12 protein-coding genes are annotated in these 12,041 nt (G+C 72.0%); 3 read left to right on the top strand and 9 right to left on the bottom strand.

Features of this window, described 5'->3' with window-relative positions:
• Nucleotides 1–43 precede the first annotated feature (43 nt).
• Together ACZ7OH_RS25325 and ACZ7OH_RS25320 are read right to left on the bottom strand one after the other, a co-directional pair.
• The gene (locus ACZ7OH_RS25325; RefSeq protein WP_470283028.1) at nt 44–649 is read right to left on the bottom strand and encodes a TetR family transcriptional regulator; all 606 of its coding nucleotides are present in this window, start codon (nt 647–649) and stop codon (nt 44–46) included.
• 53 nt (nt 650–702) lie between these two features.
• Nucleotides 703–1,656, bottom strand: a complete 954-nt coding sequence (locus ACZ7OH_RS25320; protein WP_470283027.1) for an alpha/beta hydrolase — start codon at nt 1,654–1,656, stop codon at nt 703–705.
• Nucleotides 1,657–1,736: 80 nt separating this feature from the next.
• Between ACZ7OH_RS25320 and ACZ7OH_RS25315 the strand changes: the two genes are divergently transcribed.
• Together ACZ7OH_RS25315 and ACZ7OH_RS25310 are read left to right on the top strand one after the other, a co-directional pair.
• Entirely contained in the window at nt 1,737–3,560 is a 1,824-nt protein-coding gene (locus ACZ7OH_RS25315) for a flavin-containing monooxygenase (RefSeq protein WP_470283026.1), read from the top strand.
• Nucleotides 3,557–4,489: an NADP-dependent oxidoreductase gene (locus tag ACZ7OH_RS25310; RefSeq protein WP_470283025.1), complete on the top strand. Its 933-nt coding sequence runs from the start codon at nt 3,557–3,559 to the stop codon at nt 4,487–4,489. Before ACZ7OH_RS25315 ends, ACZ7OH_RS25310 begins: the two co-directional genes overlap by 4 nt.
• Before the next feature lie 237 nt (nt 4,490–4,726).
• Here ACZ7OH_RS25310 and ACZ7OH_RS25305 read toward each other — a convergent pair whose 3' ends face one another.
• Genes ACZ7OH_RS25305 through ACZ7OH_RS25285 form a run of 5 tightly spaced genes read right to left on the bottom strand, consistent with a single transcriptional unit; the run spans nt 4,727 to nt 9,511 of the window.
• Nucleotides 4,727–5,551, bottom strand: a complete 825-nt coding sequence (locus tag ACZ7OH_RS25305) for a class II fructose-bisphosphate aldolase (RefSeq protein WP_470283024.1) — start codon at nt 5,549–5,551, stop codon at nt 4,727–4,729.
• Nucleotides 5,548–6,486: a 1-phosphofructokinase family hexose kinase gene (locus ACZ7OH_RS25300; protein ID WP_470283023.1), complete on the bottom strand. Its 939-nt coding sequence runs from the start codon at nt 6,484–6,486 to the stop codon at nt 5,548–5,550. Before ACZ7OH_RS25300 ends, ACZ7OH_RS25305 begins: the two co-directional genes overlap by 4 nt.
• On the bottom strand, nt 6,483–7,421 hold the full coding sequence (locus tag ACZ7OH_RS25295; RefSeq protein ID WP_470283022.1) for a DMT family transporter: 939 nt from the start codon (nt 7,419–7,421) through the stop codon (nt 6,483–6,485). Before ACZ7OH_RS25295 ends, ACZ7OH_RS25300 begins: the two co-directional genes overlap by 4 nt.
• The gene (locus tag ACZ7OH_RS25290) at nt 7,418–8,389 is read right to left on the bottom strand and encodes an N-acetylglucosamine kinase (protein WP_470283021.1); all 972 of its coding nucleotides are present in this window, start codon (nt 8,387–8,389) and stop codon (nt 7,418–7,420) included. Before ACZ7OH_RS25290 ends, ACZ7OH_RS25295 begins: the two co-directional genes overlap by 4 nt.
• A gap of 3 nt (nt 8,390–8,392) precedes the next feature.
• Nucleotides 8,393–9,511, bottom strand: coding sequence for an SIS domain-containing protein (locus tag ACZ7OH_RS25285; protein WP_470283020.1), 1,119 nt, complete (start codon nt 9,509–9,511; stop codon nt 8,393–8,395).
• Nucleotides 9,512–9,694: 183 nt separating this feature from the next.
• On the opposite strand from ACZ7OH_RS25285, the gene ACZ7OH_RS25280 reads away from it, so the two are divergent.
• Nucleotides 9,695–10,531, top strand: a complete 837-nt coding sequence (locus ACZ7OH_RS25280) for a DeoR/GlpR family DNA-binding transcription regulator (protein ID WP_470283019.1) — start codon at nt 9,695–9,697, stop codon at nt 10,529–10,531.
• A 35-nt stretch (nt 10,532–10,566) separates the two neighbouring features.
• Here the strand turns inward: ACZ7OH_RS25280 and ACZ7OH_RS25275 are convergent, their stop codons facing one another.
• Both ACZ7OH_RS25275 and ACZ7OH_RS25270 read right to left on the bottom strand, forming a co-directional pair.
• Nucleotides 10,567–11,607 (bottom strand): ketoacyl-ACP synthase III family protein, encoded by a 1,041-nt coding sequence (locus tag ACZ7OH_RS25275; protein ID WP_470283018.1) that lies wholly within the window; start codon nt 11,605–11,607, stop codon nt 10,567–10,569.
• Entirely contained in the window at nt 11,594–11,890 is a 297-nt protein-coding gene (locus ACZ7OH_RS25270; RefSeq protein ID WP_470283017.1) for a hypothetical protein, read from the bottom strand. The genes ACZ7OH_RS25275 and ACZ7OH_RS25270 overlap by 14 nt, the downstream gene beginning before the upstream one ends.
• Nucleotides 11,891–12,041 lie beyond the last annotated feature (151 nt).

The raw sequence follows: 12,041 nt of genomic DNA, 5'->3' as shown, positions 1-12,041 counted from the left end.
GACGTCAACTCTCGAACCGGAACCGAGCCCGCGGGGCGGACGGTCAGGGGTGCCGGGTGGCCGGAGTCCGGCGCCGCGGAGACCGGGCCGCGGGCACGATGGTGGTGAGCAGGGCCAGCACGGTCTCGGTGATGGTCGTCAGGTCGGTGTCGTCCTGACCTTCCAGCCACTTCCGGTAGGCCGTGCGGAAGATCTGGCTGCCCGTGCTGGCGGCGAGCTCCGCGATGTCGGGGTCGATTCCGCGCTCGCAAAGGGCCCGGCGGAACCCTTCGGCCATCTGGTGCTGCTTGATCAGGTCGCGTTCCAGCAGCCGGGGGTTCTCCGAAATCATCCGGCTCCGCCGGTACAGGGTTTCCCGCGACCCGAGGGCTTCCCAGTCGTACCCGGTCAACGTCCGGATCACCGCCTGAATCGGCTGCGTGAGATCGGGGGTCCGCAGGAGTTCCCCGACGAGCACCTCGTTGAGGTGGTTCGCGTCGGCGAAGAGGATTTCTTCCTTGTCCGGGAAGTACCGGAAGAAGGTCCGGGTGGTGACGCGGGCGCGTTCCGCGATCTGAACCGCGGTGGTGGCTTCGAAGCCCTGCTCGTCGAACAGCTCCATGGCGGCCTGTTTCATCCGCGTCTCGCTGCCTTCTTCCCACCGGGGCATGGCGGCAGTGTACCTCCCGTGATGACTCGTCGTGACAACGCGCGGCCGGAGCCTCAGTGGAGGTGCTGGGACAGGAACAGCGCCGCGCGGTCGAGGGCGTAGCCGGCTTCCTCGAGGACGCCGGCGAAGCTCTGGAAGACGTGGGGGACCTCGGCGGTGACGTCGAGGACGACGTCGACGCCGGCGTCGATCGCGCGGGCCGCCAGGCGGGCCGAGTCGTCGAGCAGGACCTCGTGGGTGCCCGTTTGCAGCAGCGTCGCCGGGAATCCGGTGAGGTCCGCGGACAGGGCGGGGCTCAGGTGCGGGTGCCGCGGGTCCTGGCCGGCGCAGTACATGCCGACCACCGGTCCGAGCATCTCCCGCGTGAAGATCGGATCGATGCCCGCCTTGGTGTCCATGCTCTCGCCGCTGAGGGTCACGTCGAAGGCGCCGGAGAAGGCGACGACCGCCGCGGGGGAGGGCAGGCCGGATTCCCGGGCCCGCAGCGCGGTCGTGACGGCCAGTGTGCCGCCGGCCGAGTCTCCGGCCAGCGCGATGCGTGCGGGGTCTTCGCCGTTCTCCAGCAGGGCGTGGTAGGCGTTCAGGCCGTCGTCGACCGCCGCCGGGTACGGGTGCTCCGGAGCCAGGCGGTAGTCCACGGACAGCGCTCGCATCCTCGTGCGGCTGACGAGGGCGCCGGTGAGCGCAAGCGCTGTCTCCGGCGAGCCGGCACTCCAGGCGCCGCCGTGGAAGTACAGGATCGTTCCCGGAAGGGCGCCTTTGGGTGGCTCGACGAGGAGGGCGCGGCGGTTGCCGAGCGTTGTCTCCGAGGTGCGGATCCCGTCGGGGACGGGCATCCGGGCTTGCGTCGCGGCGTAGCCGGCGCGCATTTCTTCCAGGTTCCGCGGCGCGGGCCGCGGCTGCCGCAGGATCGCGTCGACCTGCGCGCGTTGTGCCTTGCTTATGGGGTGACCTGCCTTCTCGACGGTGGTGGCCGGATCGCGGTGTCGGATGTCACGCCGCGACATCGAACTTAGCATGATGTCGCGCCGAGACATCGCATGCTAGTGTGATGTCACGGCGCGACAACGCGAGGAGAGGGACCGCCATGAACGACAGCAGCGACCGGAGAGCTTCGGGCGAGTTCGATCCCGCGCGGCTCCGGCAGAAGTACCGTCAGGAGCGGGACAAGCGGCTGCGGCCCGACGGCAACGAGCAGTACCTGGACGTCAGCGGGGACTACGCGAAGTTCGCGGCCGACCCGTACCTGGAGTCGAGCCCCGGAGGTCGGCCGCGTGAGGCCCGGTCCGTCGAAGTGGACGCCCTCGTCCTCGGCGGTGGATGGGCCGGGCTGACGATGGCGGCGCGCCTGGACGAGGCCGGGGTGCGCGATTTCCTGATCGTGGACCAGGCCGGTGACTTCGGTGGGGTCTGGTACTGGAACCGGTATCCGGGCGTGCGCTGCGACATGGAGTCCTACATCTACATGCCGTTGCTCGAAGAGATCGGGACGGTGCCGAGCGAGAAGTACGCCGGTGGCCCCGAGATGCTCGAGCACGCCCGGGCGATCGGACGGCACTACGACCTCTACTCGCGGGCGCTGCTCGGCACGACGGTCACCCAGGTCGTCTGGAACGAGCAGGCGTCCCGGTGGGTGGTCTCCACCGATCGGGGGGATGTGCTGCACGCGCGGTTCGTGATGGTCGGGACCGGCCCGCTGAGCCGGCCCAAGCTCCCGGGCATCAAAGGGATCGAGAACTTCCGGGGAAAGGCGTTCCACTCCAGCCGGTGGGACTACGGGGTCACCGGCGGCGGCTGGAACGGCCGGCTGGACAAGCTCGCGGACCAGCGGGTCGCGGTGATCGGCACCGGTGCGAGCACCATCCAGATCCTGCCGCACCTCGCCGACAGCGCGCAGCGGGTGTACGTCTTCCAGCGCACCCCGGCGGTCGTCAACGCCCGGGGCAACCGGCCGACCGACCCGGAGTGGTACCGCGCGCTGGAGCCCGGCTGGCAGCGCAAGCGCATGGACAACTTCGTCGAGCTGATGGCGGGCCTGCCCGTACCGGACCTCGTCGACGACGAGGCCACCCGGATGGCCCGGCGGGTCGTGGCGGCGGTCCACAGTGGACCGGGCGCGGCGCCGGACTTCGCGGCGATGCAGGCCGTCGACTTCGCGAAGATGGAGGAGATCCGGGCGCGGGTGACCGAGACCGTCCGTGATCCGGCCAAGGCGAAGTCGCTGCAGCCCTGGTACGACTACTTCTGCAAGCGCCCGCTGTTCAGCGACGACTACTACCCGGCGTTCAACAACGACAACGTCACCCTGGTCGACACCGACGGCCGCGGGGTGGACCACATCACCGAAAGCGGGGTCGTGGTCGACGGGGTCGAGTACGAGGTCGATCTGATCATCTATTCCACCGGGTTCGACTCCGGCGCCTACACCTACGAAGCCGGCGGGTACCAGCTGATCGGGCGGGGCGGGGTGACCCTGGCCCAGCATTGGCAGCACGGGATGCGCAGCCTGCACGGCATGATGACCAGCTGCTTCCCGAACTTCTTCCTCCTCGGCGGCATCGAGCAGGCCGCCATCTCGGTCAACTTCCCGCACGTCACCTCCCGCCAGGCCGAGCACGTCGCGGCGCTGACCGCGCGTTTCCTGCGGGCCGGCGTCACCGTCGCCGAAGTGACCGCCGACGCCGAGCAGCGCTGGGCCGACGAACTGGCCCGGGTGCACGTCGACCGCACGCGGTACGACGCGGAATGCACCCCGAGCTACTACAACAACGAGGGCAAGCTCGACGACCCGAAACCGACCGTGATGGGTGGCCAGTACGGCCCCGGGCCCCTCGGCTACCTCGCCGTCGTGCGGGAGTGGGCCGCGACCGGCGTGGACCGCGACGTCGCCATCACCAAGGCCTCGCTGTGAAGCGCCTCCAATATCACCGCTACGGCGGTCCGGACGTCCTGCGGCTGGAAGATTTCGAGCCGGCCCGCCCGGCCCCGGGCGAGGTGCTCGTGCGGGTGAAGGCCGCGGCCGCCAACGCGATGGACTGGAAGATGCGCAACGGCGAGATGCGCCTGCTGACCGGCCGCGCGTTCCCGCGAGGGTTCGGCAACGACTTCGCCGGCGTGGTGGAGGCGGTCGGTGCGGGCGTCACCAGGGTGCGGGTCGGCGACGCGGTCGTCGGCGGCACGAGCCTCAAGGGGGCGGGGGCGTTCGGCGAGATGGTCATCGCCGAGGAAAAGGCGGTGGTGCACAAGCCCGCGGAGCTGTCCTACGAGCAGGCCGCGGCGATCCCGGTCGTCGGCATCACCGCGTTCCAGGCCCTCCTCGGCAAGGGGAACCTCCGGGCCGGGCAGGCCGTCTTCGTCAACGGCTGCCTCGGCGGCGTCGGCCGGGCCGCCGCCCAGATCGCGCTGCTGTCCGGCGCCTCGGTGGGCGGGAGCTGCCGGGCCACCGCCGTGGCGGAGGCGCGCGAACTCGGCATCGACCCGGTCGTCGAGCCCGGCTTCGACCCGGCGCGGCTGCGAGGACGGTTCGACCTCGTCTTCGACACACCAGGCACGCTCTCGGCGACAGCGGCGCGGACGTTGCTGAAGCCCGGCGGGCGCATCATCGACATCGTCCCCACGCCGGCGAAGTTCGCCAGGAGTGTCCTACCGGGACCGTACCGGGTGATGATGGGCCGGCCCAGTCCGAAGGACCTCGAAGAGGTGGTCCGCATGGCCGCGCGGGGAGAGCTGCGGATCCCGGTCGCCCGGACGGTGCCGCTCGCCGACGCGATCCCGGCGCTCACCGAGCTCGAACGCCACGGCACTCCCAAGGGCGGCAAGCTGATCGTCACGACGGGCTGATTCCGGTGGCGGGTCAGCCCGCGCGCTCGGCGATGAGGTCGTCGATCCAGGCGTGGAGGATCGGTTCGGCGCCCGGCAGGTCGGGTGAAGAACGACAGGAGGTTCCCCAGGGACCGGAGCCGGTCGATGTCGCCGAGCAGCGCGATGATCAGGCAGGCGACGGCCGTCGTGGGTGAGTTCGGAGTGGTCGTCGAGGCTCGATGACTCCAGGGCGGCACCGGCACCCGGTGGGGGACGTCAGGCGCCGGCCAGGAGCTGCAGCAGCCGTGCGACCTCGTCGCGCATTCGGTCGCGGCCCGGTGATAAATACCTGCGTGGGTCGGTGAGGCTCTCCCTTTCGGCCAGCGTTGCGCGGACCGCGCCCGTCAAGACCTGGTTGAGGCGGGTGCCGACGTTGACCTTGCGGATGCCGTGCTCGACCGCGCGCCGGACGCCGTCGTCGGGGACTCCGGACGAGCCGTGCAGGACCAGCGGTACCGGCACCGCGGCGGCGAGCCGGCCGATCAGCTCGTCGTCCAGCACCGCGTCGCGGCCGGCCATCGCGTGCGACGAGCCGACGGCCACCGCGAGGGAGTCGACGCCGGTCGCGGCGACGAACGCGGCCGCTTCGGCCGGGTCGGTCCGGACGCCCGGGGCGTGCGCGCCGTCCTTGCCGCCGATCTCGCCGAGCTCGGCCTCCACCCAGCACCCTGCGGCATGGCACCGTTCGGTGACCGTCCGGGTGCGCGTCACGTTCTCCGCGTAGGCCGAACTCGCGGCGTCGAACATGATCGACCGGATGCCCAGCGCGAGACCCTGGTCGACCAGCGTTTCGTCGTCGATGTGGTCGAGGTGCACCAGGACCGGCACCGCGGCGGCGCGGGCCATGCTCAGGCACGCGCTGCCGAACGGGTCGAGCGAACCGTGGTAGCGGACGGCGTTCTGGGAGATCTGCAGGATGACGGGGAGGCCGGCCTGCTCGGCACCCGCCACGATGGCCTCCGCGTGCTCCAGGAGGATCGCGTTGAACGCCCCGACCGCCCCGCGCAGGCCGGTGAAAATGCTTCGGGCGTCGGTGTTCACGCGGTCTCCTTCACGGTGAGTGCGCCGAGCCAGCCGGCTCGGACCTCGAGATCGACTTCGCCCGCGACGGGGCGCAGGACAGCGGCGGCCGACGTCGCGACGACGTCGGCCAGCGCGGCGGACCAGTCCATTCCGGACACTCCGCCGGCGGTCGCCAGGTGGCGGGCCAGCGCGGCGGCGGCCGCGTCACCGGCGCCGGTGGGGTTGCCGACGACCCGCTCGACCGGCCGGACCGCGAACTCGCGCTCGGCGGTCACCGCGACCACGCCCTCTTCGCCGAGCGTGGCGACGACGGCGGCGGCGCCGTCGCGGACCAGCTGCCGCCCGGCCGCGACGACGTCGACGCGCTTTCCGAACAGCTCGGCCAGTTCGTCCCGGTTCGGGACGAGCACGCTCCCCGTCGTCGCCGCGGCGCGCAGGGCGGCGCCGGAGACGTCGGCGATCACCGGGACGCCGGATTCGGCGCACAGCACCGCCATCCGGGCGGGCACGTCGTCGCCGAGCCCGGGCGGCACGCTCCCGGAGATGACCACCGCTCCCACACCGTCCGCCAGCTCGGCGCGGAAGGCCGCCATGACCTCGTCCCGGGTGCCGGCCGCCACGGCCGGGCCGCGCTCCTGCAAGCTCGTCGTGACGCCGTTGTCCTCCACGACCGCCACGGTCCGGCGAACCGCGGCCAGCGCCGGGACCAGGCGGTGGGGGAGACCGAGCCGGTCGAGACCGGCCCGGAACTCGTCCGGCTCCGCGCGCCCGGACAACGCCAGGACGAAGCTGTCGCTGCCCAGGTGCCGGGCCACTGCGGCGACGTTCACGCCCTTGCCGCCGGCGCGGCTGCGCACGCTCGCCACGCGGACGGTCTCGCCGACCGCCAGCCCGGCCACCCGGTAGGTGACGTCGATCGCGGGGTTGAGAGTGACGGTGAGGATCGTCGTCACGACGCGGCTTCCCGGCGTTCGGCCGGCGCGGGGGCCACAGACGGTTCTTCGCCGCTCTTTTCCGTGCTGTAGACCATGAGCGACGAGCCCACGAGCGCGAGCACGATGCCGGCGACCTGGAACCCGGTCGGCAGGGTCTGGAAGATGATGAGCGAGAGCACGATGGTCAGCACGGGCGCCAGCGCGTTGGTGATCGGCGCGACGATCGTGGCCTTGCCCCGGCTCATGGCCATCACGAGGAACAGCGCGCCCACGGCGTTGAGCAGCTGCGTGATCGCGGTCAACGCGGGCGCCTGCCACGGGAACGACAGGGGGAGGCCGCCCATCATGATGATGGCGACGGGGATCAGCAGGAGCCCGCTGACGGTCATCCAGCCGAACGTCGTCGCGTCGTTGACCCCGACGACGGCCGCCTTGCGCATGAAGTACGCCTGCACGCCCCACGCGACGCAGACCAGGATCGCGAGCCACAGGTACGTTCCGCTGGTCTCCTGCGAGTCGCCCGAAGACACCGAGAACAGGACGATCGCGACCAAGGCGAGGCCGACGCCGATCCAGCTGAGCGCGGTGAGCCGTTCCCGCAGGGCCGCGAAGGCCATCAAGACGGTGATCGCCGGGGAGAGCGCCACGATCGGGAAGATGATGTAGGCCGGCCCGATGGTCAGCGCCTTGAACAGCACCAGCTGCCCGCCGGCGCCGGTCAGGCCGATCAGCAGGCCGTAGACCGCGGCGATCGGCCGGCGGTCGATCTTCTGCCCGCGCAGGGAGAAGTACGCGGGGATGAGCATGGTGACCGACCAGATGACGTAGACCATCGGGTCGGGGTAGCCGTAGCGGGAGGTGGGCAGGCTGGAGAACGCGCCCCAGACACCCCAGAACAGGACCAGCAGGCCGGCGTAGGGAATCCAGGCGGCGCGGCGCTTCGGTGCGGTCATGACAACCCCTCCAAGGTGGGGACGGCGGAGATCCGGTCGAGCGGGATGGGCCGGCCCGCCAGCCGGGCGGCGTAGACCGCCGCACCGACGTGCGGCGGCAGCAGGGGCTCTCGCAGCTCGTAGCCGTGGCTGCCGTGCTGGAGCGCTTCGCGGAAAGAGCCCAGCAGGTGCGTCGAGCCGAACATGCCGCCGGAGTAGGAGACCGGCACGGTCTGCTCCGGCTCGAACCCCAGCGCCGCGGCACCGGCTTCGACGTGGAGGGCGAGCTCCCGCCCGGCGCGGCCGAGGATGACCGCCGCCGTGGGGTCGCCCGCCTCCGCGGCGCGGGTGACGACCTTGCTGAGGTCCGCGATCTTCCCGCGGTCCCCGTGCCACCGGTTCATGACGATGTCGATGGCGTCGAGGTCGGTGGTCACGCCGAGCGTCCGGCGCATCTCCTCGGCCAGCGCGCTCGCCGGCTGGCGCCCGTCGCTCATCCGGGAGAACGCGCCGAGACCCTGGACCGCCACCCAGTAGCCGGAGCCTTCGTCGCCGAACAGCTCGCTCCAGCCGCCGGCCCGCCACCGCCGTCCGAGGTGTTCCCCGTAGGCGATGGACCCGGTGCCCGCGACGACGTTGATCCCGTCCGCGCCCCCGAGGGAGGCCGCCCAGCCGCAGATCATGTCGTTGCCGCACGCGTAACCGACGTCGCCCAGGATCCGGCGGGGGAGCGCGTCGAGCACCGGGACGTCGGCGGAAATCTCTCCGTAGCAAGGGATGCCGAAGAAGGCGTAGGAGAGGTCGGCGACGTCGATGCCCGCGGTGGCGCAGACTTCGCCGATTCCCTGGCGCAGCAACGGTTCGACGATGTCGATGCCCTGCTGCAGGTAGTAGAGGCCGGCCGTGCGGGCTTCCGCGACGACGCGTCCTGCCGCGTCGACCAGGCAGAAGGCGGTCTTCGTGCCGCCGCCGTCCACACCGAGGAACATGGCTCAGCCCTCCGCCGGGGTCGGGAACTCGTGGATGACGACGCCGCGGACCACGCGGTTGACTTCGCCGCCGGGGAACGGGTTGTCGGGGGTCAGGCCGTGGGCGAGCGAACACGCCAGGGCGATCGACTGCGCCGGGATGGCCGCCACGATGGCCCGCACGGAGTCGGGCAGGTGCGCGATTCCCGGGATCGGCCACTCGCCGGCGTCGGAGCCGATCACCAGCACCCGCTCGGGTCCCAGGGACTCCACCAGCTCGCGCGTGATGTCGTCGTCGTAGCGGCGGGTGTACGGATCGCCGGACGGGAAGACGATCGCGACGGTCCGGTCGTCGAGGATCGACTTGGGGCCGTGCCGGAAGCCCAGCGGGGTGTCGGCGACGGCGACGACCGCGCCGGCGGTGAGTTCGAGGCACTTCAGCGCGGCCTCGCGGGCGAGCCCCTTGAACGCGCCGGAGCCGAGGTAGACCAGCCGGGCCGGATCGGCGGCGGCGACCGCTTCCGCCCGGCTCGCCGCGGTGCGCAGGACGTCTTCCGCGGCCCGGGCGGCGGCATCGACGTCCACCTCGAGACCCAGGGCGAGCAGGGCGGCCAAGGTCATCCCGGTGAACGACGACGTCATGGCGAAGCCGCGGTCGTTCAGCCGGTCGGGAAGCGCCACCACGACCGCGTTCTTGGCGTCCGCCCAGCGGCGGGCCAGAGCGCCGGCGGGGTTGCAGGTGATGACGATGTGGTGCAGCGCGGGAGTGAGCCGCTGTAGCAGCTCGGCCGCGGCGGCCGACTCGGGGCTGTCGCCGCTGCGGGCGAACGACACCAGCAGCACCGGCCGGTCGTCGGCGACGGAGTCCGGGTCGGCGACGATGTCCGTCGTCGCGATCGGCTCGATCGGCCGGCCGAGGTGCCGGGCGAGGTCGGGCGCCACGACCTCCCCGATGTAGGCCGAGGTCCCCGCGCCGGTCAGGACGATCCGGGTCCGCGGATCGACGAGCGCGTCGCCGAGCAGGCGGTCGATGTCGGCCCGGGCGGCGGCGACGGTCCGCGCCACCTCGGGCCACGTGCCGGGCTGCTGCCGGATCTCGCCGGCGGTGCGGCTTTCGCCCGGCTGCTTTTCGTGCTCTGACACCCACATCACCTTTCGGGTCGGGGCCGGTTCGGCCGGCTCCGCCCAGTGGTACGTCGTGCGGTGTCCGGTGGGCAAGAGTTGCCGCGCAAACGAGCATCGCGGATGTTCGTTTGCCGCGTTGCCCCTGGTGAGTTGTCGGATCGATGCGCGAAAGTGTTCGAAACGGTCGTATAGTGTGCAGATATGAGCCTTGCTGATGCGCGGGTCCGGGGTCGCGCGCCCCGGTCCCAGCGGATGGCGGAGATGGTGCGCGAACTGGGCGAAACGGGCCGCCTGCACGTCGGTGAGCTCGCGCGCCGGTTCGGCGTCTCCGAAGCCACGTTGCGCCGGGACCTGACGGCGTTGGAGGAGCAGCGGCTGCTGACCCGGACCCACGGCGGCGCGTTGGCCCAAGGGGTGGCCTACGAGCTGCCGGTCCGGTACCGCGAAGGCCAGTCGAAGGACGCGAAGCGGGCGATCGCCCGGCAGGCGGTGCGCAGGCTGCCCGCGGGTCCGCACGTGATCGCGCTGACCGGCGGCACGACCACGGGCGGGCTGGCGAAGGAGCTGCCCGACCGCGCGGACCTCACGGTGGTGACGAACGCGCTGAACACGGCCATGGAGATCGTGCTGCGGCCCCGGGTGAAGCTCGTCGTCGTCGGCGGTGTCTCCCGGCCGCGGTCCTACGAGCTCGTCGGCCCATGGGCGGAGCAGGTGCTGGCGTCGATCAACATCGGCACGGCGTTCATCGGGGTCGACGGCATCGACGCGGCGGGCGGCATCACCACCCACGACGAGAACGAGGCGAGGACGAACCGCGCGATGCTCGCCCGCGCGCAACGAGTGGTCGTCATCGCGGACGGCAGCAAGCTCGGCAAGCGGACGCTGGCGCGGATCGGGGACATCACCGAAGTCGACGAGCTGATCACGGACTCATCGGCCGACGCGGGCAGCGTGGCGGCGATCCGCGCGGCAGGGGTGCGGGTGACGGTCGTCGAGGTGCCCGCGGCCGTGCCGGGTTCGGCGCCGATGCCGCCCTGAGCGGGCGGCATCGGCGGACCCGTCCCGCGGGCCGGTCAGGTCGCGACCGCGGGGCCGAGCTGCAGGACGACGGCCGTCCACGTCATCCCCACCCCGATGCCCAGCAGCAGCACGTGCTCGCCCGGGCTCGCTTCGCCCGTGCGGAGCAGATGGTGCAGGGCCACGATCTGGTCGCTGGCACCGAGGTGACCCACGCGCAGCCCCAGCTCGGTCATCGTGCGGGACTCCGGGATGCCCAGCGGGCGCAGGACCTGCGTCTGCATCAGGCGCCGCCCGTAGTGCGGGGCGCAGACCTTCACGATGTCCGGCAGGTCGACGCCGGCGTCGGACAGCGCTGTCTTCACCACCACCGTCACCCCGTCCGCGTTGCGGGCGTCGACGTGCGCCGGGCCCCCGTTGCGGCCGAGCCACTGGCGCTTGCGGTGGCGGATGTCCAGCGACCGGTGGGCCGTGACGCTGGCCGGGCGGAACGGTTCGTCCCCGCGTTGCAGGCCCTCCAGAGACGGGTCGGTGTAGGAGGCGATCGCGCGGACGCGGGCCAGGCCCGGCCGTCGCGAAAGGACGACCGCGCTGCCCGCGTCGCCGTAGACGATGCCGGTATCGGTGCTCCAGTGCGGAAACCCGGGCGCGCCGAACCGGTCGCCGGCGGTGATGAGCGCGGCCTCGTGGTCCGGGCGGCCGGCCAGCACGCTCGCCGCGACGTCCAGGCCCGCCACCACGCTGTTGCTCATCGCGCCGAGCTCCAGGGTGAGCCCGGCGCCGGCGCCGACACCGAGCCGGTCGCGGACGTAGGAGGCGGCGTGCCAGAAGTCGATCCCGGGGTGGTAGATCCCGGCGTGCAGGCACAGCGTCGGCCAGACCGGTTCGCCGGCCGCGGTTTCGGCCTGGCGCAGGGCTTCGCGGCCGGCGCGCACCGCGAGCTCGGGCCCGGGCAGGCCGGCGACGGCGGTGGAGAGCTGACCGGTCCGGTCGGCCTCGGCGGCGGTGAACTCGCCGGCCGCGAGCGGGACCGCGACCGGGGTCAGCGCGCCGACGTCGCTGCCGAGCCCGGTGAGGTGCAGGTCATCGACGCGCATCCGCGGCCACCTCCGGGAGCACGGCTTCGATCTCCGACAGCATGTCGTCTAGGTGGAGCGGGGGAGCGGACAGGCACCCGGCGGCGGCGAGCTCGGCGGCGACGGCTTCGGCGCTTCCGCCGGCGAACCGGTGGAAGCCCGCGAAGCAGACGGGGCCGTGGCTCGAAACGGCGATGGCCAGGTGCGCCCAGCCGGTCTCGCGGTCCCAGCGCACGATCAGCCGGGTGATCCCGGTGACGGTGTGGGTCTCGCGAAGCACCTGTGTCAACGTCGTGGCGGTCAAGCAACTTCCTTTCGGCACGGCGAACAGCACGTGCCACGGGGCACGCGCTGACGGGAGAAGGGTCGGGGACGCGTCGTCGGGCCCCGGGGAACGCCGGAAACCTACCGCGATGATCATGCGACCTCATCCGCACCCCGATACTCAGAGTGAT

It is taken from the genome of Amycolatopsis sp. NPDC114478 (assembly GCF_055633805.1).
Note: the sequence above shows the minus strand (reverse complement) of the source record. Positions and strands in the feature narration are given on the sequence as shown.